General features: G+C 37.9%; 20 protein-coding genes. 9 read left to right on the plus strand and 11 right to left on the minus strand.

Annotation, left to right across the window (positions count from 1 at the left end; genetic code table 11):
* Window positions 1-7: 7 nt before the first annotated feature.
* The 7 genes from DKG80_RS15640 to DKG80_RS15670 are packed head-to-tail and all read right to left on the minus strand — an operon-like array spanning window position 8 to window position 9,385.
* Complete coding sequence (locus DKG80_RS15640; protein WP_109832302.1) at window positions 8-1,066, minus strand: cytochrome c oxidase subunit II; 1,059 nt, start codon at window positions 1,064-1,066, stop codon at window positions 8-10.
* A gap of 33 nt (window positions 1,067-1,099) precedes the next feature.
* Complete coding sequence (locus DKG80_RS15645) at window positions 1,100-2,431, minus strand: quinol:cytochrome C oxidoreductase (RefSeq protein WP_109832303.1); 1,332 nt, start codon at window positions 2,429-2,431, stop codon at window positions 1,100-1,102.
* Window positions 2,432-2,453: 22 nt separating this feature from the next.
* Window positions 2,454-3,074 (minus strand): c-type cytochrome, encoded by a 621-nt coding sequence (locus tag DKG80_RS15650; RefSeq protein WP_109832304.1) that lies wholly within the window; start codon window positions 3,072-3,074, stop codon window positions 2,454-2,456.
* Between the two features lie 22 nt (window positions 3,075-3,096).
* The gene (locus tag DKG80_RS15655; protein ID WP_109832305.1) at window positions 3,097-3,624 is read right to left on the minus strand and encodes a DUF3341 domain-containing protein; all 528 of its coding nucleotides are present in this window, start codon (window positions 3,622-3,624) and stop codon (window positions 3,097-3,099) included.
* Window positions 3,625-3,626: 2 nt separating this feature from the next.
* Window positions 3,627-4,991, minus strand: a complete 1,365-nt coding sequence (gene nrfD, locus DKG80_RS15660; RefSeq protein ID WP_109832306.1) for an NrfD/PsrC family molybdoenzyme membrane anchor subunit — start codon at window positions 4,989-4,991, stop codon at window positions 3,627-3,629.
* 23 nt (window positions 4,992-5,014) lie between these two features.
* Window positions 5,015-8,086 carry a TAT-variant-translocated molybdopterin oxidoreductase gene (locus DKG80_RS15665; RefSeq protein WP_109832307.1) on the minus strand — a complete coding sequence of 1,024 codons (3,072 nt, stop codon included), beginning with the start codon at window positions 8,084-8,086 and terminating at the stop codon, window positions 5,015-5,017.
* Between the two features lie 30 nt (window positions 8,087-8,116).
* Window positions 8,117-9,385 carry a c-type cytochrome gene (locus DKG80_RS15670; protein WP_109832395.1) on the minus strand — a complete coding sequence of 423 codons (1,269 nt, stop codon included), beginning with the start codon at window positions 9,383-9,385 and terminating at the stop codon, window positions 8,117-8,119.
* A 292-nt stretch (window positions 9,386-9,677) separates the two neighbouring features.
* Between DKG80_RS15670 and DKG80_RS15675 the strand changes: the two genes are divergently transcribed.
* On the plus strand, window positions 9,678-10,004 hold the full coding sequence (locus DKG80_RS15675) for a PadR family transcriptional regulator (protein WP_109832308.1): 327 nt from the start codon (window positions 9,678-9,680) through the stop codon (window positions 10,002-10,004).
* Between the two features lie 17 nt (window positions 10,005-10,021).
* On the opposite strand, the gene DKG80_RS15680 is transcribed toward DKG80_RS15675, so the two are convergent.
* A complete protein-coding gene (locus tag DKG80_RS15680; RefSeq protein ID WP_109832309.1) occupies window positions 10,022-10,693 on the minus strand; it encodes an aspartate kinase in 672 nt (223 codons plus the stop codon).
* Window positions 10,694-10,805: 112 nt separating this feature from the next.
* Here DKG80_RS15680 and lysA point away from each other — a divergent pair, with 112 nt between their 5' ends.
* The 8 genes from lysA to DKG80_RS15720 all read left to right on the plus strand — a co-directional run bounded on the left by lysA (window position 10,806) and on the right by DKG80_RS15720 (window position 19,388).
* A complete protein-coding gene (lysA, locus tag DKG80_RS15685; protein WP_109832310.1) occupies window positions 10,806-11,975 on the plus strand; it encodes a diaminopimelate decarboxylase in 1,170 nt (389 codons plus the stop codon).
* A gap of 211 nt (window positions 11,976-12,186) precedes the next feature.
* Window positions 12,187-13,311 (plus strand): hypothetical protein, encoded by a 1,125-nt coding sequence (locus tag DKG80_RS15690; protein ID WP_109832311.1) that lies wholly within the window; start codon window positions 12,187-12,189, stop codon window positions 13,309-13,311.
* A gap of 94 nt (window positions 13,312-13,405) precedes the next feature.
* Window positions 13,406-14,635, plus strand: coding sequence for a serine palmitoyltransferase (spt, locus tag DKG80_RS15695; RefSeq protein ID WP_109832312.1), 1,230 nt, complete (start codon window positions 13,406-13,408; stop codon window positions 14,633-14,635).
* Window positions 14,636-14,959: 324 nt separating this feature from the next.
* Window positions 14,960-15,295, plus strand: a complete 336-nt coding sequence (locus DKG80_RS15700) for an arsenosugar biosynthesis-associated peroxidase-like protein (RefSeq protein WP_109832313.1) — start codon at window positions 14,960-14,962, stop codon at window positions 15,293-15,295.
* A 40-nt stretch (window positions 15,296-15,335) separates the two neighbouring features.
* A complete protein-coding gene (gene arsS, locus DKG80_RS15705; protein WP_394342254.1) occupies window positions 15,336-16,364 on the plus strand; it encodes an arsenosugar biosynthesis radical SAM (seleno)protein ArsS in 1,029 nt (342 codons plus the stop codon).
* Window positions 16,365-16,414: 50 nt separating this feature from the next.
* Window positions 16,415-17,386, plus strand: a complete 972-nt coding sequence (gene arsM, locus DKG80_RS15710) for an arsenosugar biosynthesis arsenite methyltransferase ArsM (RefSeq protein WP_109832315.1) — start codon at window positions 16,415-16,417, stop codon at window positions 17,384-17,386.
* Window positions 17,387-17,468: 82 nt separating this feature from the next.
* Window positions 17,469-18,431, plus strand: coding sequence for a formylglycine-generating enzyme family protein (locus DKG80_RS15715; RefSeq protein ID WP_109832316.1), 963 nt, complete (start codon window positions 17,469-17,471; stop codon window positions 18,429-18,431).
* 315 nt (window positions 18,432-18,746) lie between these two features.
* A complete protein-coding gene (locus DKG80_RS15720; RefSeq protein WP_109832317.1) occupies window positions 18,747-19,388 on the plus strand; it encodes a peroxiredoxin in 642 nt (213 codons plus the stop codon).
* A 37-nt stretch (window positions 19,389-19,425) separates the two neighbouring features.
* On the opposite strand, the gene DKG80_RS15725 is transcribed toward DKG80_RS15720, so the two are convergent.
* From DKG80_RS15725 to DKG80_RS15735, 3 genes are all read right to left on the minus strand, one after another.
* On the minus strand, window positions 19,426-19,797 hold the full coding sequence (locus DKG80_RS15725; protein WP_109832318.1) for a CoA-binding protein: 372 nt from the start codon (window positions 19,795-19,797) through the stop codon (window positions 19,426-19,428).
* A 494-nt stretch (window positions 19,798-20,291) separates the two neighbouring features.
* Window positions 20,292-21,848: an NAD(P)/FAD-dependent oxidoreductase gene (locus DKG80_RS15730; protein WP_109832319.1), complete on the minus strand. Its 1,557-nt coding sequence runs from the start codon at window positions 21,846-21,848 to the stop codon at window positions 20,292-20,294.
* Window positions 21,848-23,683 carry a toxin-antitoxin system YwqK family antitoxin gene (locus DKG80_RS15735; RefSeq protein ID WP_162555919.1) on the minus strand — a complete coding sequence of 612 codons (1,836 nt, stop codon included), beginning with the start codon at window positions 23,681-23,683 and terminating at the stop codon, window positions 21,848-21,850. Before DKG80_RS15735 ends, DKG80_RS15730 begins: the two co-directional genes overlap by 1 nt.
* Window positions 23,684-23,884: the final 201 nt, after the last annotated feature.

The raw sequence follows: 23,884 nt of genomic DNA on the forward strand, positions 1-23,884 counted from the left end.
TATTTAGTTATAGTGAAGCTTGTGCTTCTAACTCGTTTTCTTTTTCACTTGAAGCCACAGTCATTGCTGGGCTGGTTTTCAAACTTGATAAATAATCAGGGTTCTTAGACAACCATGACTTTTGCTTAGCTTTCCAAGCCTCGTATTCGTCAGCTTCATCTACAATGATGATAGCCTTCATACCAAAATGCGCTTTACCACAAATTTTATTACATACCAACTCATATTGAAAATCTGGGTTTCCTGTTTCTGCAGCCATGTCCGCAGTAGACTTTGTTGGAACAAACCAAAACTGAGTAGGCATGCCTGGAACGGCATTCATCTGTAATCTAAAATGAGGTACGTAGACACTATGAATTACATCTCTAGCTCTTATCTTAAACAATACCGGCTTACCCTTAGGTATATGAATTTCCCTAGGAATTACATCATCAACAGAGTATTGACTAGTAAAATCTAACCCTAGTTTATTATCATCATCTATCAACTTATAATCGTACGGTCCTAATTTCCCATCGGCACCAGGATATCTTGCTGCCCAACCGAATTGAAATCCAAAAATTTCAATAACCTCTGCATTTTCTGGAGCCTGATCTGTGATATTGTTCCATGCTCTAAAACCACTAAATACCAATAGAGCTAGTACGATAGCTGGTATAATAGTCCAAACTGTCTCTAGTTTGTGGTTCTCAGGATAAAAATGAGCTTTAGCCCCTTCCTTATGCTGATAGCGGAATGAAAACCAAAATAATAGAAGATTTGTGAGGATGAAAGCAGTACAAGTGACTGCCATAGTGATCCAAAACAATTTATATGTGATCTCACCATGTTCAGAAGCTACTGGCACAGTGTATCTGTCAAATTGACTAAAAGAATACCAAAAGAAAGCAATCAATGCAATTACTGCAAAAGCTACAAATAAAGCTCCATTTACTTTGTTACTTGTGCCCAATGACTCACCATCTTTCTTCCCTCTTACTACTTGTACCAAAGTATGAGCTCTGAATATTGTCACCAATATGGCCAGAACTAGAAATACTGATATTACAATTACGAAGTTCAGCATAATTTATACTATATATATTTATTCTTTAATCTGTTATATATGATGGTGCAATGTTTCTCCCATCATTGGATGATTCTTAGCGATCAATGGATGTTTAGCCAATGCTCTTAACATTACAAATAAGAAAGCAGCAGCAAATACCATAAATAATCCAACTTCTAACAAACCAAATCCACCATTCTCTTTCAAAGTCCCAGGAGTAACCATTAAATAAAAATCAATCCAGTGACCAATCAAAACTATAGGACAAACCACCTTCAGAATTCTTGTATGTCTTTTAGCATCCCTTGTCATCAGTAGTAAAAACGGAAGAATAAAATTGATGATTAAATTTAAGAAGAAGAATGGAGCGTATTTGTCGCTTTGCAATCTCTCTACAAAGTAAATTGTCTCCTCTGGGATATTTGCATAATAAATAAGCAGAAATTGTGAGAACCAGATATAAGTCCAGAAAATACTAAATCCCCAAACAAACTTACCTATGTCATGAAAATGATTGGCGTTAACTATTTTCAAATATCCAGCATCCTTCAATAAAGCGGCAGTAAATGCAATAAAAGCAAGCCCTGTTACCCACCAACTAGCGAATACATACCATCCAAACATTGTAGAGAACCAGTGAGGATCAATAGACATTACCCAATCCCATGCAGCTATAGATGAAGAGTAACCGAAAAAGACTAAAAATGCAGCTGAAACTACTTTAGACTGCCACCAGTTTTTAGTTCCACCTTCTATATCTTCAGTCAGCATGTGCTTTCTAATTTTTATAAAAAACCAATACCAAGCTCCTATGAAAATGATCATTCTAGCAAAATAGAAGAGAGGAAAACCACCATTTTCTAAAGGCCAGAAAAAATACCCTGCCTTACCTTTCAGGATTTCATCACCTCCCACTTCTGCATAAAGACTTGAATGTGTCCAATGAAATAAATCATGACTTGTAAAAAAGAAAAGAACAACCATCAAACCGCCAGCAATTGGCAACCAACTTGCCATCGCCATTGGAATTCTTTTAAGACCCACAGACCATCCTGCCTGTGCCACATATTGGATAGCAATAAAAAATACTCCTATCGCAGCAAGCCCCAAAAAGTACAAATTGTTTATCCAAAGATCTGCTTTAAGTCTAGTGATCCAACTGAAAGCTCCATGACCACCACCATGCTCATCATGACTAACATTTGCATGAGCATCATGTCCCTCATGAGCCACAGCCTCAACAGCGTGACCAACGTCTTCATGACCATGTCCTCCACTGTTAATCATTATTACTCCTAAAATCGCTAATACAATACCAGCAGCCAGTACTATAGCAAGTGTCTTCTTGGCTCCTCCTGTGAAAATGAATTTTTCGTCACTCATAACTATTATGCTCTTTTAAGAATTATTGTTTTTGAAGTGTTTGAACAAACCTTACAATCTTCCATCTATCTTCCACACTTACCTGAGACGCATGAGACCCCATTCTTCCCTTACCATGTGTAATCACATGGAATATGTGTCCCTCAGGCTTATCCTTTACAGCCCTTGAGTTGTACGGAGTCACACCTTTGAATACCTTTCCTACAAGACCGTCTCCAAGTCCTTGTTCTCCATGACAATGCTGACAATATCTTGAGAATAAAACTTTTCCTTCAGCAACTACAGACTCTGTGCTGTCTAATGGATTTTTAAGTACTCTTCCAGCCAATGCGATTGAATCTTTTGGTATTCTGTAAGGTAAGTAATCTCCTCTTCTAACAGTATTAGCAACTGGTTCACGCATATTCATGCTATGAGGGTTATTTGGGTTTGAAGTGTAAAATTCAGCAGCTCCTTCATCTGTAGAAGTCAACCATCTACCCGCTTCATAATCCGTCACCTGTACCAATCCCTCATACGGTACAGAGTGGTACATCTGAGGTGCATACTCCACACCAGTTCTGTCACCTCGTGCCGAGCACGCAGCCGCCATTACTCCAGCAGCTAGGATGGCAAAAACGTTGATATATCTATTAAAATTCATCTATTATACTAGTTAGAATTTCTTAATCAAATTGTTTGTTATTGATCTCCTCGGCTCCTGCTTTTTCGAAAACAGACTTTATTTCAGCCTCGCTCATCTTTTGTTTATCGATGTCAACTACTACAACATGCTTGTCATCAGTAATTCTTTCATCAAAAATCCTTGGTTTTGCCCAAGGCCTCAAATTACTCGCTACGAAGAAAGTACCACACATACCGAAAGCTGCCAATAATACAGTCAACTCAAAAGTTACTGGGATAAAAGTAGGAAAAGGAAGGTGATCCTTACCACCAACAATCATTGGCCAATCAACAGCCATCATACCGATCTGCATCGTCAATGCTAGCGTAGTACCTAACAATCCAAACAAGAATGCAGCGATAGATAAGTTTGATCTTTTATATCCTAATACGTCATCAATACCATGCACTGGAAATGGAGAAAAGACTTCGTGAATCTTCACACCACTTTCTCTTACTTGAGGAATAGCTTTGAGTAATTCATCCTCATCGCTATATACACCTAAAACAAAATTCTTATTACCGCTCATTATTATTTATCAGTTTTTTCGCCTGTTGTTTTGACAATACTCTTCACTTCTGCCATATTGATAACAGGGAAGAATTTTGCAAACAAGAAGAACAATGTGAAGAACAAACCAAATGTAAAAATGTAGACTCCAACGTCAACCCATGTAGGGTAGAACATTGCCCATGAAGAAGGTAAAAAGTCTCTGTGTAGCGAGGTAACAATAATTACAAATCTCTCAAACCACATACCTATGTTTACGATAATCGAAATGATAAAAGTAGCAGCGATATTAGTTCTGATTCTTTTGAACCAAAATAACTGAGGAGAAATTACATTACAAGTCATCATTGACCAATATGCCCAAGCATATGGACCTAAAGCTCTGTTGTAAAAAGCGTATTGTTCACCTTCAACACCAGAATACCAAGCTATAAAAAGTTCAGTGATATAGGCAATACCTACAATAGACCCCGTCACCATGATAATAATATTCATCACGGACATGTGTTCCATCGTGATGTAATCCTCAAGGTTAAACACCCTTCTTGTAACAAGCAAAAGAGTCAATACCATCGCAAATCCAGAAAATATAGCACCAGCCACAAAATAAGGAGGAAAGATAGTCGTGTGCCAACCAGGAATCACAGAAGTTGCAAAGTCAAAAGATACGATTGTGTGTACTGAGAGTACTAACGGAGTAGCCAAACCAGCTAAAACAAGCGCTACAGTTTCATATCTTGACCAATCCTTTGCACCACCGGTCCATCCTAATGAAAGTGCTCCATATACGGCTTTCGAAATACCTGTCGCTCTATCTCTAATAGTAGCAAAATCAGGAACCAAACCTATATACCAAAAAACAAGTGATACAGAGAAATAAGTACTAATCGCAAATACGTCCCAAAGAAGTGGTGAGTTGAAGTTCACCCAAAGAGAACCGTAAGTATTTGGTAATGGTAACGCCCAAATAGCTCCAATCCATGGTCTACCCATGTGAAGAAGTGGAAACTGCAGTGCACATATTACCGCAAAAATTGTCATGGCCTCTGCCGCTCTGTTGATCGACATTCTCCATCTCTGTCTGAAAAGGAGAAGAATCGCAGAAATCAAAGTACCCGCGTGACCGATACCTACCCACCATACGAAGTTGGTGATATCCCAGGCCCAGCCTACTGTTTTATTAAGACCCCAGCTACCGATACCTTCCCAAACCAGGGTAAATACCGCATAAGCTCCGAAGCCAAGCAAAGCAAGAGACACCGCCATTGCAGCCATCCATGACTTCACTGGTTTCTCCTCTACTCTTTTGCAAATGTCTTCAGTTACGTCGTGTACAGTTTTGCCCCCTGTTACGAGTGGCTTACGAACTACTGCTTCTGAATGCATATTCTTTTGATTTATTATTAAGCTTAAGCTTCGTTTTCTTCTTTATTTCTAATCTTAGTGAAATACCACACATTTGGATCCACCCTTAACTCCTCTAACATATGATACGCTCTAGGTTCAGTCACTTCAAGATCCTTCTTACCTTTCTCGTTTTCAACTTCCTTGATTTTCAACATTTGAGAAATTTTAGAATTTGGATCCTTTAAGTCTCCAAATACAAGAGCCTCCGATGGACAAGCCGATGCACATGCAGAAGTAATTTCACCATCAACTGGTCTTCTTCCTTCCTGTTTAGCATTCAACTTACCAGCTTGTATTCTCTGAACACAGAATGAACACTTCTCCATTACTCCTCTAGCTCTTACAGTTACGTCTGGGTTCAATACCATCTTACCCAAGTCATTGTTCATAGAGGTGTTATCAGCAAACTGATCATTATCGTGGTATTTAAACCAGTTGAATCTTCTTACTTTATAAGGACAGTTATTCGCACAATATCTCGTACCAATACATCTATTGTAAGCCATTTGGTTAAGACCTTCCGAAGAGTGGTTAGTCGCAGCTACAGGACAAACTGTCTCACAAGGAGCATTGTTACACTGCTGGCACATCATTGGCTGAAAAGTCACCTCAGGATTTTCTGCAGCAATTTCCATTGCCGTCAAATCTCCTTCTGGTGCATCACTACTGTAGTATCTATCAATTCTCAACCACGTCATCTCACGTCTGTTAAGAACCTCTTCTTTACCTACAACTGGCACGTTGTTTTCCGCCTGACAAGAAACCGTACAAGCTCCACAGCCAGTACAAGAATTCAAGTCAATGGTCATTCCCCAGTGATGATTCGGATACTCATGACCTTTCCATAAAGATATCGTACCAGGTTTTTTAGCTCCACTATATGTAGAAATCATCGGGTGATATCTACCCGCGCTTTCGTCCTTCTTATATTTTGATAAAATAGACTCCTGAACAACATTTTCTCTACCCATGTAAGTCTCATGAGTCTGAGTTTGTGCCACTCTATACTTCTCTCCGCTAAGCTCTAACTTAACCCCTGAAGTAACAGATTTGTTCTGAAACCCTTTAGTATTATCAATAAATGGATATGCGTTCACACCTACCTTATTGGCTACTTTACCTCCATTAGTTCTACCATATCCGAGGGCCAAACCAATAGTCCCAGCAGCTTGTCCAGGCTGAACTAAAGCCGGGGCCTTAATAGTTTGATTTCCTACAGTTAAAGAAACCAACTGCGTTTCCATATCTCCAAGAACCAATCCTAGTTCTTCTGCCATCTTAGGAGCTACAGTAATGTAATTGTCCCAAACAGATTTAGTGATTGGATCAGGCATCTCTTGTAACCAAGGATTGTTGGCTTGAATACCCGTACCTACAGAATAGTTTTCATAAATAACTAACTCTAATCCTGAAGCAGGAGTAGAAACTTTTTGTGCAGCCGATGAAACATCGCCTACAAAAGTGATTTCTGTAGTCTCTATAGTCTTCTCAACAACTCCATCTTGAAGTAACTTATCCCAACCTGCTTGAATGTCACCTGTCAAACTAGCAGACCAAGAAGATTTCAACATATCAAAATAAGAAGCTGTATCTCCAGCCCAAGCCAAGAAAGACTCTTGTGCCTGTCTCGTATCAAACAATGGAGAAATGGTAGGCTGAGAGAAACTGAACTTACCTGCTACCGGTTCGAAATCATTCCATGACTCTAGGTAGTGATTATCAGGAGCAATTACAGTTGCTAATGCTGCAGTTTCATCTTTTCTATCTGAAGTAGAAATCGAGAATTTTGCTTTCTTCAATCCAGTGGCGATCTGTGCACCTTGAGCATGATCATAAACTGGATTGGCATTATAAAAAATAACTCCATCATAGCTACCAGCATTCAGGCCTTTGATGAAGTTAATCATTTCTTTATCGTCACCTTTCTTAGTGTAGACAGCTGAATTCAAATTAATGGTTGCCCCATAAGAAGCCAACATTGAATTAATACCGTTTACTAATACTTGAACATTTTCGTTATTCGATCCAGAAACTACTAATGACCTTCCTTTAGTTTTCAACAGATCAGCAGCTGCTTTCATCAATATCGCAGAATCAGCGATTTTTGGAGCCGAAACTTTAGACATACCAACTTTAGATGCTATTGCGTTGTAAAGGTTAGCAACAAACACCCCTTGTTCAGACGCTTTAATAGCAGTTCTGTAATCAGCATTAGCACCAGTTAATGATAAGTTTGACTCAAAAGAATAGAGTCTTGACATTGACTTCTTACCATTACTTAATTTCCTTGTCTGAGCAAATTGCTTACTAAAAAGCGTTGGGTTAATCCAACTCCCTAAGAAATCCGCGTCGAAAGACACAATTGTGTCTGCCTTACTAAAATCATAGGATGGAAGTGCCTTTATTCCAAAGCTACTTTCATTCGCTGAAAGAATACCACTTGCAGATACCTGATCGTATTGAACATGTACTAAGCTTGGATATTTATTTTGAAGACCTTCTATACTCTTTAAAGTAGATGGGCTATATACCGAGTTACTAACTAATGCTACTTTTTTAGCAGAAGATAATTGCTTAATAACTTCTTTATCTAAATCTTCCCAAGAAACCTTCTTTCCTCCAAGCTCAGGAGCGGTCAATCTTTCTTTATCGTACAAAGAAAGAACCGAAGCCTGTGCTTGAGATGAAGTACCTCCCCCTGACACGGAAGAAAGTTTGTTTCCATCAATTTTAATAGGACGACCTTCTCTCGTTTTAACTACTACTGAACAGTACTCACTTCCATTTACATAAGTAGAAGCATAATAGTTAGGAACACCTGGGTCTACATCCGCGGGTTTGTTCAAGTAAGGGATAGCCTTTCTAACTGGGGTTTCACAAGCTGCAAGAGATGCTGCTGCTACTCCAAATCCCATCAATTTCAAGAAATCCCTTCTAGATGCACCTGTTCCACCTTCAGCTTCTTCGCCTACTGGCAGGTACTCAGGAAATTCTTTGTCAGCATATTTTTCGTACTCAGGGTTTTTGGTCAACTCCTCTAACCCTTTCCAATATTGCTTTTTGGTATTCTCCATTTTATGATTGATTCCCAATTAAAATCTTAATTAATAGTGACACTTAGAGCATTCCAATCCTCCAATGTCCTCTACTTTCATTGGCTCTTTACTCTTTTCTGCGTGGAGCTCGACTAGGTTGTCGTAGTATTCATTCCCTTTGGTATTGACATCAGTCTCTCTGTGACAGTTGATACACCATCCCATAGTTAATGGAGCATATTGATATACAACATCCATTTCTTCAATAGGGCCGTGACAAGTTTGACATTCTATTTCCGCCACATCTACATGTTGAGAGTGATTGAAGTAAGCCAAATCAGGCAAGTTATGAATTCTAACCCACTGGATAGGCTCGTTATTCTCAACCGCTGCATATATTTTTTGGATCTCTGGTGATTCAGTCTTAATAGATGAATGACAATTCATACAAATGTTTGGAGAAGGAATATTAGCATTCTTACTCTTTCTTACACCTGTATGACAATAGTTACAATCAATCTCATATTGACCCGCATGAATCTGATGAGAGAATGCTATTGGCTGCGTAGGCTGATAGCCTTGCTGCACTCCAATCGTGAACAACCCATCAATTACCGACTTCAAAACTATCGCGGTAAAGATAAAAGCAACTAAACCCAGAAATGCGTTGCTTTTAACAAGTGCTCCAAAATCTGTAGTCTGTGAAGCAATTTCTTGATCCTCTACGCTTAATCCATCTTTCTGAGAAATATACTTCTTCAATAAACCTATGATCATGGCCAAAACAACCAAAATCAATACTAGAATTACTGTCAATACAATAAGAATAACATTGACAAAGGGAGAAGGACCTTGATTCGTCGTAACAGCTGCGACATCGCCACTCTCAGCAGCGGCAGGTGCAGCAGCAGCTGGGTTCTTTGATGATTCTTGCTTGATGTAAGATATAATAGAAAGAATCTCTTCATTCTCGAAATCAAATGAAGTCATTTCCGTTTTGTTGTATTCGTTATACAACTTGACTGCATATGGATCTCCAGACTTTATTACTTTTTGAGAGTTCTTAACAAAAGCAGTTATCCACGCAACATCTCGTCTTTGATGCACGTTTTTCAACGCCGGCCCGACAACTTTGTCATGAATAGCGTGACAAACTGTACAGTTTGCTTTGAATAGTTTCTCGCCACTAGCAATGACCGCTTCATCTGTAGGAATTCCATCATCCTGAGCAGAGACTTGAGCTGGTGTCAATACTATAATAAGTATAAAGGAGAGAAGAAGGGCATACACACGATTGAGTGCTCCGCCGATTGAATTGAAACTTGTATTCTTAAACATCAGTTTTAGCTTTCCTTTTTTAAGTGGTTGCAAATGTAGTAGCGGGTATAATGATTTCAAAAGCACCTTATGCCCTACAATGTCCCTTTTTAACATCGCTACGTAAAACACGTACATTTATAACTGAAAATCAATTAGTTAACAGTTTTGACTAAAGCTGATATTTACTCTATTTAGAATAATTACAAATTGAATGATTTATATCATTTAACCTCATGTAATTAATCACTTTTCATATACATAAAGGTACAAGGCATGGGTTTTACCTTTGAGCATTACATCTTAATTATACATGGTTGATAAAGAATTATTAAAAGGTACTCTCAAAACAATAATATTAAGACTATTAAGCTCGTATGGAAGAATGCATGGCTACGAAATAGCAAAGAAAGCTAAGCAACTCACTCAGGGAAAAGTATTAATAACGGAAGGTGCTTTGTACCCCGCGTTAAAAAAACTTACTGATGCTAAACTCATAAGCTGCGAGACTGGATTATATAACGGTCGTAAACGTAAATACTATACAGTATCAGAGATTGGAAAAGACTGTGGTATTACAGATTATCAGAATTTTCTCGAATATACTCAGCACATGTTAGTTTTACTCAACCCTGAATAACCCTCTCATAGCCCAAACTAGAAATCACTATCATCTGACTTTATTTTCATCAAAACGGTAAAGGCATCATTTATATCCTTTGACTCGACTACAATAGTAAACTCATTCGAAGTCGAAATTACCTCTATAATAGTAATACCATACCAAGCGATCATTTTAAATATATAGTAATACAGCCCATAAGCCTTTACATTTGAAGCTTTCAACTTTACTGTAGCTGAACTAAGCTGTCGGTGACCTGTAATCAATTGTTCATTTCTGAAAATACGCTTTACCCTATCCGTGAGGTTTTCACTAACAATCAAAGTTCGCTCATACATACCTTGAGTAAAAGAACAATATGTATCTGATAAGTTCTGAATTTCATGAAGTAACTGAGTTTGATTTTCTGTTAAGGTTTTAGAGTTCGAATAAGTGTAGGTAGACAATCCCGATCGAACAAAAATATCACCTATATGGTCATGATAGTTTTTAGGGTTTAGATTTAATGCATTGTCTCCCATGGTTGATCTTCGTTTAAGCGCCATAAGAATAGAAGCCTCCGTAGCATCTTTCATTAACTCCTTTGAAACGAACGGCTTTAACATACGAGCCAATGACGAGTAATTAATCAACCCAGCCCTCATAGCTTCTTCAACAAAAGGCATTTTACGAATGCCTTCATCAACTATATCAGATATTTTCTTCACTTTGTTAAATATTTAACACGATGCAAATTTTATGAAAATAATTCACATTTCTTTTATGGTGGAATTACTGACAAATACTTTTGGAGGATTAATTCAATGAAAAATTCAGAAAATGAGAGTGAAAACGCCTTTTTACCATTATGATATGGAGTTGTTGGAAAACACCCTCCAAGCGCTTAACAATGCGATACCTAGTCCAAATTTCAAGGTACATTACGCAATTAAGGCTAATGCTGAAAAACGTGTTCTTGAATTAATTCAAAAATATGGTTTTGGTGCCGACTGTGTTAGTGGCAATGAAGTACAAACTGCTATCGATACTGGCTTTAACCCTAACGAGGTTGTACTTGCAGGTGTTGGTAAATCAGATGATGAACTCATTACTGCTATTTCTAACAATATTCACAGCATTAATTGTGAATCCATTGAAGAACTGGAAGTAATTAATGAAATCGCTGGAAACCTTAACAAAACTGCTGACATTTCATTCCGAATTAATCCGAATGTGGATGCCAAAACACATGCTAAAATCACTACTGGCCTTAGTGAAAATAAATTTGGCATTCCAATTAGTGAAGTAGGAAGAGCTGTAGAAGAAATCAACAAAATGCAGCACCTTCATTTGAAAGGCATTCATTTTCATATTGGATCTCAAATCTTATCTATGGATCCATTTGTTAAGTTGTGTAAGCAAGTAAACACTTTGTTGGAAGATCTAGAGGCTTCGGGCGTGGAACTAGAACATATTAATGTTGGTGGCGGATTGGGCATCGATTATTTAAATCCTGAAGAAAATCCGATTCCGGATTTCGAAGGGTATTTCAAAACCTTTCATCAGCACTTAAAAGTACGAGATGGACAAACAGTTCATTTTGAACTAGGAAGATCCGTGGTAGGACAATGTGGTTCATTGATCTCTAAAGTACTTTATATAAAGAAAGGAGCAACCAAGAATTTCGCAATCATAGATGCCGGAATGACAGAGCTAATAAGACCTGCACTTTATGATTCTTACCATAAAATTGAAAATATTACCGCCGACAGTGCGTTAGGAATAGATAATTACTCTGTTGTAGGACCGATTTGTGAGAGTTCTGATGTTTTTGGTGAGTTGGAAATGCCAATTACCAAAAGAGGTGACTACCTTTGCATCAAATCCGCAGGAGCTTATGGGCAAGTTTTAAGTTCTAATTATAACTTGCGAGACAAAGCAGCTACGGTTTATTCAGATGAAATGTCATTAGACGAATGTCTAGATCAGCAAAATGCTGAATTGGCATAAAGATCTACTTCTATATTAATTACTTAAAGCAAGTCCCTTGATTGTGGCTTGCTTTTCTTTTTTCTAAGTCTTTATCCAATTCATTGATTAGTCACAACCTGAATATGAATAAAGCAATGAACGCTAATCCCATATTGCTTGGAATATACAATACAATGATATATTTGCTGGCAGTTCAAAAAGACACTATAGTCTCATCATCCAAATTCCTATGATCCAGATTCAAAAAGTCGACAGCAAAAAGGACTTAAAACGCTTCATAGATTTCCCTCACGATCTATACAAAAATGATGATAATTATGTCCCCGAGTTATTTGTCGCTCAGAAAGATTTAATGGACAAAAAAAATCATCCATTCTTCAAGCACTCAACGGTAGATTTTTTCTTAGCTCTTAAAAATAACGAAGTCGTAGGTCGAATCGCAGCGATTCAAAACAACAACTTCAATGCATACACAGATCGTAAGGTAGGACACTTTGGTTTTTTTGAATCAATCGATGACTATGAGGTAGCTGAAAAGCTACTTGATACTGCGTCAAAATGGATTAAAGAAAAAGATCTTACAGATATCTTAGGACCAACAAACTATTCTACTAATGAAACTTGTGGTACTCTAGTGGAAGGACATAACATGTCTCCTACTCTCATGATGCCCTATAATCCTCCTTACTATGATACACTCCTGAAAAAGTATGGAATGGAAAAAGACATGGATTTAGTATCATATTGGATCAAAACTGAAGATGTACCCGATAAACTAATTAATTTATCATCAAAAATTCTTGAAAGGCTTAATTCGAAAGGAATTACAATTCGAAAGCCTAACATGAAGAATTTCAATGACGAAGTAGACAGGGTTTTCAAGATTTACAACCAAGCTTGGGAGAAAAATTGGGGGTTTGTTCCATTTACGGAAGAAGAGTTTAAGCATAATGCCAAGGATATGAAATTGGCTTTGGATCCTGATTTCTTACTTATCGCTGAGCATAATGGCGAAGCAATAGGTTTTTCCTTGAGTCTTCCAGATATGAATATGGCCTTTAAACGAGTTAAAAGAGGTCGTTTACTCCCATTTGGGATTTTTAAACTACTTTATTTCAAAAGAAAGATAAATAAAGTGAGGGTATTGACGTTGGGAATTGTCGAAGAGTATAGGAAGCTTGGCATCGATGCGTATTTCTATATGAAAGCTTTTGAGGAAGCTAAAAAGAAAGGATACGTCGGAGGAGAGGCTTCATGGGTTTTAGAGAACAATGAAATGATGAATAAAGCTCTACAAAACATCAATGGAGAGATTTATAAAAAGCATCGAATGTATAAAAAATCCCTTAGCTAAATTGACTAAACGAGAGTCTTAGACATAGATATATTGAGAATCCAACTAACTTTGTAGATTCGTATCAATCCGAGACTAGGAAAAATAATTATTAATGAGTGTATTAAAAGAGCGCCTTTCACAATATACATACGCTGACGAGGTAAGGAGTGCTGGTCTGTATCCATATTTCAGAGAAATTGGAACGAATCAGGACACAGAGGTTTTGATCAATGGTGAAAAAGTTCTGATGTTTGGCTCTAATAGTTACTTGGGACTGACCAATCACCCAAAAGTAAAGGAAGCAGCTAAAGACGCCGTAGATAAATATGGAACTGGCTGTGCTGGTTCTAGGTTCTTGAACGGAACCCTTGACCTTCACACTCAATTAGAAAATTCACTTGCTGAGTATTTCGAAAAAGAAGCAGCATTAATCTTCAGTACTGGTTTCCAAACCAATTTAGGCGTAATATCAACTTTAACTGGCAGGAAAGATTACATCATCATAGATGAATTAGACCATGCTTGTATAATCGATGGTGCTAGACTTTCATTTTCTCAAGTAGTTAAATACAAGCACAATGACATGGAGTCATTGGAAAGTAAGCTGAAAAGATGTGAACCAGATTCTGTAAAACTTATCGTAGTTGACGGAATCTTTAGTATGGAAGGAGATATCGCTAAACTTCCTCAAATTGTAGAACTTTCTAAGAAATATGGTGCCGAAATCGTAGTCGACGATGCTCACGCTGTCGGCGTAATTGGCAAAAATGGCTCTGGAACCGCTTCTCATTTTGGATTAACAAAAGAGGTGGGGTATATAGTAGGTACATTTAGTAAATCGTTAGCTTCTCTAGGTGGATTTGTTGCTGCAGACAGAACTTCTATCAACTTCTTAAAACACCACGCTAGATCTTTAATTTTCAGCGCAAGTATTCCTCCTGCATCAGCAGCTAGTGCCTTGGCAGCTTTGGAAATTATGAAAAGTGAGCCTGAAAGAATTGATAAACTTTGGGAGAATACGAACTATGCGCTCAAAGTCTTAAAAGAAAATGGGTTTGAAATTGGCGAGACTGAATCCCCAATTATTCCTGTATATGTTAGAGACAACGAGAAGACTTTTCAGGTAACTCAGTTCTTAATCGAAAATGGTGTATTTGTAAACCCTGTTATCTCACCTGCTGTGAAGAGTGATTCTTCTCTAATTCGATTTTCTCTCATGGCAACACACACCCATGAACAAATTGATATTGCTGTTGATAAATTAATCCAAGCAAGAAAGTTCGTTGGTTTTGGTCAAGTAAATGGTGTAGAAAAAAGCATCGAGACCAAGCAAGCAGTTTAAGACACTTATAAAAAAAATTGAAAAGGCGTCCTTCTTTGAGGGTCGCCTTTTTTTGTAGTCTCTTTCTAAATGAAAACTATACGCCCATGAGTGTGGAGACTTTTATTACCTATCAAACTCAAAAAGCTATTTCCCATCAATAAAAATTCATAGTTACGGAATTATTTCAATGTAATTGGAGTTAGTAGATTACGGTTTAATGAAATTCCCAAGGCTATTGAAACCAAGTAAGTTTCTTCAGTATTTTGTCTAGACCTGAAATATTAAAGCATAGGTTAATCAAAATGTGCTATTAGCCATTGGCGAAAACCTTAAATCTCAAATATGGATAATTCATACTACGACCCTAAAGACCTTAAGAAATTCGGAAATATTACAGAATGGCAACCCAAATTAGGAGAGAAGTTTTTCGACTATTACGGTGAAGTTTTTAAAGAAGGAGCTCTTACCGCAAGAGAAAAATCACTCATAGCTTTAGCAGTATCCCATGCTGTCCATTGTCCTTACTGTATTGATGCTTACACCTCAGATTCTCTAAAAAAAGGAGCGGATGAGGAGCAGATGATGGAGGCTATTCACGTGGCTGCTGCTATCAAAAGCGGAGCGGTACTAGTACACGGGGTACAAATGATGAATAAAGCTGATGATATCACCATGTAAGTTTTAGATGAAAAGCGAAGTAAATACAGTGAATAATAATATTTCCTCTTTGGCTCAAGCTAAACCTTTAGCATCTCCTGCGGTACAAATTGACTTTTTAAATTCAGACGATTTGATCAAGTTTGAGACAAAACTTGAGTCCTCAGCTCTCTATCCTCTTGTTTCCTCTGATATTGACATATTCCAAGTCAACCTCGGTAAAATGTGCAATCAGGTTTGTAAGCATTGTCATGTAGATGCTGGACCAGATAGAAAGGAAATTATGACTAAAGAGACGATGCAACTTTGTCTCGATGCGTTAGATTCTTGTAACATATCTACAGTTGATTTAACAGGTGGAGCACCTGAGATGAATCCTAATTTTAGATGGTTTATTGAAGAACTTAGTCAAAGAGGTAAGCACATTATTGTTCGGTGTAATTTGACCATCATTTTAGCTAATAACAAGTATCACGATCTACCCGATTTCTTTGCAAAACACAAGGTAGAGGTAGTATCCTCATTACCACATTTTTCTGCAAAGAGGACAGATTCTCAACGTGGTAAGGGAGTATTTGAAAAGTCGATAGAAGCATTACAGATGTTAAACGCTATTGGCTATGGAAAAGCTGATTCTGAATTAAGGCTCAATTTGGTCTACAATCCTAGTGGGGCTTTCTTACCTGATGATCAAAAAGGACTCGAAAACGAATTTAAGCGAAGACTTAAAAATAATTTCGATATCGACTTTAATGAATTGTTCGCAATTACCAATTTACCAATCTCTCGATTTTTAGAGTACCTAGTAGATACAGAAAAGTATGAAGATTATATGCAAGAACTAATAGATGCTTATAATCCTGAAGCGGCTAAAGGTGTCATGTGCCGTAACACTATTTCTATAGGCTGGGATGGCTTTTTATATGACTGCGACTTCAATCAAATGTTAGATTTGAAGGTCAACACAGCCTCTCAACACATCAGAGACTTTAATGCTGAAGACCTTCACTCGAGAGAGATTATTGTCAACCAGCATTGTTTTGGATGTACTGCTGGCTCAGGCTCATCTTGTGGTGGAACGACTACGTAGTTATTCTTTCCCCCAATTTTTCAAAAACATTATTGTAAACATTAATATCAATGAGCAACTACCTTCAAACTACAAAAGAGCTATATAAAGATGCCGCAATCACTCCTGATGTCGGCTTATGTTGTACGACATCACCCATCTGGCAGCTTCCAGGCTTGAGTATTCCTAATAAAATGCAGCAAATGAATTATGGCTGTGGAACTACAGTTCACCCTAGAGATTTAGCAAACAATCCAAAAGTGCTGTATGTAGGAGTAGGTGGTGGAATGGAGCTTCTTCAGTTTTCTTATTTCAATAGACAAATTCAAGGAGTAATCGGTGTAGATGTAGTAGATGAAATGCTCAAGGCTTCTGCTCAAAACTTTGTAAAGGCAGAAGAAGAAAATGATTGGTTCCAAAAAGACTTTATAGACCTGCGTAAAGGTGATGCTCTCAATTTACCGATTGAAGATAATTCAGTGGATGTTGCTGCTCAGAATTGCCTCTTTAACATTTTCAAAGCAGATGATTTAAAGAAAGCTCTTGATGAAATGTTTAGAGTATTAAAGCCTCATGGTCGTCTGGTGATGTCTGACCCTATCTGCAACCAGTTTATGCCCAAGTATTTAAGAGAAGATGAGAAACTTAGAGCTCTTTGTCTAAGTGGCGCTATTCCTATGGATGATTATATAAAAATGCTAACTGATGCAGGGTTTGGGACGATAGAAGTAAGAGCTAAGCGCCCATATCGAATCTTATCTCCTAATCATTACGACATAGATCACAACATCATCATCGAAAGTCTGGAAGTAGCAGCTATCAAAGACCCTATGCCTGAAGATGGACCTTGTATATTCACTGGTAAAGCGGCAATATTCTATGGTAATGATGAGTATTTCGATGACAAAAAGGGACATGTTTTGATGCAAAACCAACCTTTGGCTGTCTGTGATAAAACGGCTGCTGCGTTGGCTAGCCTTCAAAGAGACGACATACATATCACAGATTCTACCTACTTCTACGATGGCGGTGGTTGTTGTTAATGAAGAAGGTCTAAGTTTTAATTAAAATGTTTAGAAATTTGAAGATGGACAACTTACAAATTAACTCCTTCTTTAGTCTCTTATGAAAAGTATCGCCTTTTGTGTTTTTTTAATAATTCCACTTTCGCTCTCGAGTCAAAAAAGGGGAAAACTTCCTAACCCTCCTAATGGAATCTACCTATACGATAACCTGTTTATTGATCAAACTGAAGTAGCCAATATTCATTGGTTAGAGTTTTTGTATTTCATAAAGCGAGATTCGTCTGAAGAGTACTATGATAAAATGCTTCCAAACAAAATGGTAGAGCAAAGTCTAGTCTACTTAAAGGAAGGTGATTTTGTGATGCATTCTTTCATTGTTAAGGACAATGAAAGAAGGATGACAGAATTTCTTTGTTGTGACTATTTCAAAAATCACTATTTCAGAAACCACCCAATAATTGGTGTTTCAAAATGGCAAGCTGAACAATTCTGTAAATGGAGAAGTACCGTAGTCAACGATCGTTGGAGAAAAAATAGACCTAAGAATCATGAGGCAAAAAAGAAAAAGATTGGTTTTAAAGTAGTTTACAGACTACCTACTAAAGAAGAATGGGAATATTCAGCACAAGCATGCGTAGACAAAGAAACATTTCCATTCGGTATATCAAAGCTACCCAAAACAACTAAATGGCATGAAACCATTCGAAGAAATACACTTTCAAAAAACTCACTAAACAAACAAGAAAAAGAAGCGCTTAAAAAATTCCTCTCTTTGGAAGAGAGTAAATTTAATTTGATGTATGAAAGACCTCAATTTATTAATTATGGCGCTATAACAATTGGCCCTTGGCACACACGTGCTAGTCCACCCAATAATTTTGAAATATACTCTATGCTTGACAACGTCTCAGAATTTGTTCAAGAAGACGAGCTCGTCAAGGGAGGAAGCTGGATTCACAATCGAGATCAAGTCGATATATGCAGAGATTATTCTTTTAAACAAAAGACAGCTCCTTGGGTTGGTTTTAGATGTGTAGCTGAGATAATTAAAATCGATGAATAAGGATCTAACTCCTTTTTATTCAAGATCATCAAGCTATAAAAAACTAGTATTTACAAACATGTTTTCGAGGCAACTTGATTCTTCTTTCAACATTACTAAATGATTTCAAAGAAATTAAAGAGTTCTTTCTCTCAAGAACTGAATTGAAAATCTGGAATTTCAAATAAGCGATTTTCGCGAAGCCATAATAATTCGAAACACCAATATAGCTTTTACGTTTCAACCATTCAACTGAACAACATCTATCCACCTGATAATACCGATGGTATCTCAGGTTGGGTATTTTCAATTACCAACACATAAACAATCAATTAAATGAGTACTATCAGACTAGGTGATATAGCACCTAATTTCACTGCACAAACTACAGAAGGGGAAATCGATTTTCACCAATGGCTAGGAGAAGGGTGGGGAATATTATTTTCTCACCCTGCGGATTACACTCCTGTATGTACTACTGAGCTAGGAACTGTAGCAAAGTATAAGGCAGAATTTGACAAGAGAAATGTAAAAGTAGCAGCACTAAGTGTTGATGGTTTAGAGTCTCACAAAGGCTGGATCAAGGACATCAATGAAACACAGAATACTACTGTAAACTTTCCTATCATCGCCGATGAGAACAGAAAGGTATCTGAGCTTTACGACATGATTCACCCTAATGCAGATGATAAATTGACAGTAAGATCTGTATTTGTAATCGGTAATGATAAGAAGGTGAAATTAATTATCACTTATCCTGCTTCTACCGGTAGAAACTTTGATGAATTATTGAGAGTGATCGACTCACTACAACTTACAGCTTATCACAAAGTAGCTACTCCAGCTAACTGGAACAATGGTGATGATTGTGTAGTAGTTCCAGCTATTGCGACCGCGGACATTCCAGAGATATTTCCAAAAGGTTATACCGAGGTTAAGCCTTACTTAAGACTTACTCCTCAGCCAAATTTGGATTAGTGATATTAAAAAAGGAGCATCGAAAGATGTTCCTTTTTTAATATAACCCGTTACCCAGCATCACTAAGGTACAACCTTCTACTACCTCTATTCCCCGAGCTTCAGCTGCATTTTTTAACCCTTCATGCTCAGTCCCGGGATTCATAATGATTCTTTTTGGAGCTAAATCCAAGATATAGTCCTTCCATTGATCGAGATTCTGAGTACCAACATACAGCGTAACAGTATCTACGTCTTTGATTATAGGCTTTTCTCGAAGGTCTTGAAAAGCCTGACCATGTTGTTCGCCTTTTTTGATACTTACTAAACTGATAGGATGTCCTGCTCCAGCTAACCGCTCCACAGCCATGTGGGCATATCTCGAAGGATTAGTAGACGCTCCGAGTACGACTGTATGTTTTTTATCCACCGTTACTTTTTAAAGATTATTCTATATTTTTTTTCTAATAGTATAGTCTCATTCTTTTACGCATTGCCAGATAGATCGTTTCGTATATTGTTTGATATCAAACAGTCAGATAGACAAGAGCTAACTAGCCAATATTCTCTCATCAATACTCAGATGTAAACTTAAAAGAGTAAAACATTGCCGTAATCTATCGACATCAGAAACTACTTTCTTTGTCGCAACACTGCGACAGCTAAACCAGAATCTTTTTTTCTTGTCGCTATACTTCTGCAACAAAAACGAGAGCTATTTTCCTTGTCGCTGACTGAGGCTAAGAAAACAGCTCTCATTTTTCATGCGGCCGTATGAGGTTAAAAAGACAACGGTCGTTTTTGACGAGGACGCATGAGGCTAAGAAACTGAGGTTCATTTTTCGTCCCACAGTATGAGGCATTAAAAACGAGAAGATTTTTTCCTGTCGCCACTCAGCGACAACAGAACAAACGAGGTATTAGTTATTTTAAATACTGATTAATTAATGCTTCAGCACATTTTTCACCATCAATCGCAGCGGACATGATTCCTCCAGCATATCCAGCCCCTTCTCCACATGGATATAGACGCTTTAGTTCTATATGTTCGAATGTATCTCGATCCCTTGGAATATGAATCGGAGACGAAGTTCTACTTTCGACACCTACTATTAAAGCCTCATTTGTCAAATACCCTTTCGACTTATTACCAAAGTCCTTGAAACCATTCTTGAGACGTTGATTGATACTTTCAGGCAGGAAATCTGAGAATTTTACTGAGTTGAGTCCCGGCTGATAAGAGCACTCTGGTAAATCCTGCGACTGTTTGTTACTCACAAAGTCAGCTAATCTCTGCGCTGGAGCGACTTGAGTCTCTCCACCCGCACGCCAAGCAGCTTTCTCGACATCCGCTTGAAAGTTGAGCGCTCTGAACTCCCCATTATTTTCGTACTTTTCGAGATCTTCATTTTCGATAGCTACTACAATTCCCGAATTGGCATACTTAGAGTCCCGTCTTGAAGGGCTCATGCCATTAACTACCAATTCGCCTGGCTCAGTAGCAGCTGGAACAATAAACCCTCCTGGACACATACAGAACGAAAACACTCCGCGGCGAATTTCTTGGTAATTCGTTTGTGTGACCAAACTATACGCAGCAGCTGGCAAGTATTCTCCCCTAGAATCACAGTGATATTGAATTTTGTCGATGACAGTTTGTGGGTGCTCTACCCTGACGCCTAGAGCAAATGGTTTTGATTCTATTTTGACCTTGTGTCGATCTAGTAGTCTAAATATATCTCGAGCCGAATGTCCGGTAGCTAAGATCACTCCCAGCCCCTCAAAAGTATATCCACTAGCTGTTTTCACTCCTTTCAACACTCCATTTTGAACGATCAAGTCTTCAACTCTAGTATCGAAATGTATCTCACCTCCTCTAGATAATATGGTCTCTCTGATATCAGCTATGACCTTTGGTAATTTATTAGTTCCGATATGAGGATGAGTTTCTACAAGAATTTTCTCCGTAGATCCATAAGTCACCAACATCTCCAAAATACGACGAACATCGCCTCGCTTTTTTGATCTAGTATAGAGCTTACCATCAGAGTATGTCCCTGCTCCTCCTTCACCAAAACAATAATTAGAATCTGGATTGACGACATGGTCCTTATTGATGGCTGCGAGATCTCTTCGACGAGCACGTACGTCCTTTCCTCTTTCGAGAATGATAGGTTTAACCCCCATCTCTAGACACTTCAAGGCTGCAAACATTCCTGCTGGCCCAGCACCTACTATAATAACTTCTGGTTTTCCTGAGACATCCTCTGAAGGCTTTTGATATTCTATTGCCCACGGATCCTCTTGATCATACAAACCAATTTCTACATTAACTTGTACCTTACGAGATCTAGCATCAATCGATCTCTTGAGTAGTTTCCAGTGTGTATCTCCTTTGACTTTGGCAGAAATAAACTGCTCAAATGCCTCCTCATCCAACGCTATCTCTGGCTTGAGCCTATATTTTAAAATCTTCGACATTACTTGCGCGAAGGTACAGGGGTTGTATGGTATTTTTTAAAACCTAGGTAACCAATATTGATCCCAAAGAAAACGGGGACATAAATATTGGTCTGATGGATATCGTTAAAATATCTATCATAGACCAAATCTGAGTATCTCTTTTGATAGTCCTTCACTCCCAAACCAAAACCAAAATACACGTCCAAAGTGATCCCTGCATTTCCCGGGCTTTGTGTCAATCTATCTCCTATTATTAATCCATAGAAATAGTTTCGCACGTCAGCACTTACCACTTCCGAACCTACTTCTGTATCTGGTAGTGCATCATATTTCAGATATTTATAACCTACCAGATGACCGAAATAAAACATACCATAGTTTTCATCTGGAAAATAAAACTTCTGCTTTAGCAGCACTTCAAATCCATTATTGTATAAATCTCCCGGATCTATCCCTGCATGACTTTTATAAAAAGGTTTTCTATAATGAATATATTCCAGCTCATACCCTAAGCGCTCTTGTCTATAATATTCTATACCAATTGGTAAAAGACCAAACAATGAAAACACAGGATTACCTCCTATAATGACACCCTCATACTCATTGACTACTGGTGTAAAAAAACGTGATCTATTGTTTTTGAATTTGTAATCAGGCTTATCATATTCCAGTTTTCTACCCGGAGTCACATCTTCATCATGTTCCCATACATCATTTTCCTCACGGTAGACTGGGTGATATTTACCCGCTATCTCACCATCATGATCATACAGTATCCATTCGCCTACTCTACGGCCGTTTGAGATTCTACCTTCCATCTTTATCGAGCCGTCTAGATAATACCCCTCATAGTCGCCTATTCCTTTTTCAAAATCAGCTATTCCTTCGACATGTCCTTCCTCATCATAGTATGTCCAATGACCGTCATTCTGTCCGTCTTTGAAATGGCCCGTTACTTTTAACTTACCACTTGTATAATACTCCTTATACTCACCCGTTCCTTCATCCAGATCACCAATACCTTTTGTCTCTCCTGTCTCATAAAACATTTTCCAGTAGCCATCCTTCATCCCATTCTTCTTAAGACCCTCAGAGCTTTTAGCACCACTTTCGTAATAATAAATCCAGTTACCTATAGTATTTCCTTTATCAAAACCACCCTCGGCTGATAAGGCTCCGTTCTTATAGTAATACTTCCATGTCCCAGTCTTGATACCATCATCATAGTACCCCTCAGCCATTTTCTCACCTGTCTGATAGTAGTAAGTCCATAAACTATCACTTTTTCCAAGATGATTCAGCCCGACCATTTTAAGGTCTCCAGAAACATAATATTCTTTGTAAAGGCCACTTCCATTGTTAAACTCAGCCTTAGCTTTTATTCCTCCACCTTCATAGTAGTATATCCATGAACTTTCCTTTTCTCCTTCGAAATACTCCCCTTCAGATTTAATATTTCCGTTTTCATAGAAATATGTCCAATGCCCCCCTTTTACACCATCATCCAGAATCCCTTCTGATCGCTTATTACCATTTTCGTAGAAGTACTCCCAGATACCCAAAGTCTTTCCTCTCATGAAAGACCCCGTACTCTTTAAATTACCATTTTCATAGAAATACTCCCAGACACCAGTAGCCTTGTTGAAACCGTAGTCTCCAATGGATTTAATCTTTCCAGAAAGATAGTAGGAAGTAAAAGGTCCATCCAGATGATTGCGTATCGTATCGTAGACATAAAACTCCTCCTTGACCACTGTCTTTTCAGCATCATAATATGTCCTCCTCTTGACAGATTGAGCATTCGCCAATGAAGTAATAATCATGAAAAAACTAAGAACTACGAATCGTCTCACCAGAAGCAATGTGTTTTATAGAAATGGACAACCGTAAAAATGAGCATATTCTATGTATTAGAAAATACTTACGGATTCTAATGCACATTAACTCATCTAAGAAAATGTCCTTCAATACTCAACATCAGGGCTCTTCCTTATGCTTTCGCCAATGAATGGAATTATATGATAAAGTAACATAGCCTCGAGTATGCCTAAACG

It is taken from the genome of Reichenbachiella versicolor, assembly GCF_003171675.1.
Lineage (GTDB): Bacteria > Bacteroidota > Bacteroidia > Cytophagales > Cyclobacteriaceae > Reichenbachiella > Reichenbachiella versicolor.

What these genes read in the sequence shown, in the direction of transcription:
- DKG80_RS15640 (WP_109832302.1), bottom strand. Translation starts at nt 1,066, where the DNA reads ATGCTGAACTTCGTAATTGTAATATCAGTATTTCTAGTTCTGGCCATA.
- DKG80_RS15645 (WP_109832303.1), bottom strand. Translation starts at nt 2,431, where the DNA reads ATGAGTGACGAAAAATTCATTTTCACAGGAGGAGCCAAGAAGACACTT.
- DKG80_RS15650 (WP_109832304.1), bottom strand. Translation starts at nt 3,074, where the DNA reads ATGAATTTTAATAGATATATCAACGTTTTTGCCATCCTAGCTGCTGGA.
- DKG80_RS15655 (WP_109832305.1), bottom strand. Translation starts at nt 3,624, where the DNA reads ATGAGCGGTAATAAGAATTTTGTTTTAGGTGTATATAGCGATGAGGAT.
- nrfD (WP_109832306.1), bottom strand. Translation starts at nt 4,991, where the DNA reads ATGCATTCAGAAGCAGTAGTTCGTAAGCCACTCGTAACAGGGGGCAAA.
- DKG80_RS15665 (WP_109832307.1), bottom strand. Translation starts at nt 8,086, where the DNA reads ATGGAGAATACCAAAAAGCAATATTGGAAAGGGTTAGAGGAGTTGACC.
- DKG80_RS15670 (WP_109832395.1), bottom strand. Translation starts at nt 9,385, where the DNA reads ATGTTTAAGAATACAAGTTTCAATTCAATCGGCGGAGCACTCAATCGT.
- DKG80_RS15675 (WP_109832308.1), top strand. Translation starts at nt 9,678, where the DNA reads ATGGTTGATAAAGAATTATTAAAAGGTACTCTCAAAACAATAATATTA.
- lysA (WP_109832310.1), top strand. Translation starts at nt 10,806, where the DNA reads ATGAGAGTGAAAACGCCTTTTTACCATTATGATATGGAGTTGTTGGAA.
- DKG80_RS15690 (WP_109832311.1), top strand. Translation starts at nt 12,187, where the DNA reads ATGATCCAGATTCAAAAAGTCGACAGCAAAAAGGACTTAAAACGCTTC.
- spt (WP_109832312.1), top strand. Translation starts at nt 13,406, where the DNA reads ATGAGTGTATTAAAAGAGCGCCTTTCACAATATACATACGCTGACGAG.
- DKG80_RS15700 (WP_109832313.1), top strand. Translation starts at nt 14,960, where the DNA reads ATGGATAATTCATACTACGACCCTAAAGACCTTAAGAAATTCGGAAAT.
- arsM (WP_109832315.1), top strand. Translation starts at nt 16,415, where the DNA reads ATGAGCAACTACCTTCAAACTACAAAAGAGCTATATAAAGATGCCGCA.
- DKG80_RS15715 (WP_109832316.1), top strand. Translation starts at nt 17,469, where the DNA reads ATGAAAAGTATCGCCTTTTGTGTTTTTTTAATAATTCCACTTTCGCTC.
- DKG80_RS15720 (WP_109832317.1), top strand. Translation starts at nt 18,747, where the DNA reads ATGAGTACTATCAGACTAGGTGATATAGCACCTAATTTCACTGCACAA.
- DKG80_RS15730 (WP_109832319.1), bottom strand. Translation starts at nt 21,848, where the DNA reads ATGTCGAAGATTTTAAAATATAGGCTCAAGCCAGAGATAGCGTTGGAT.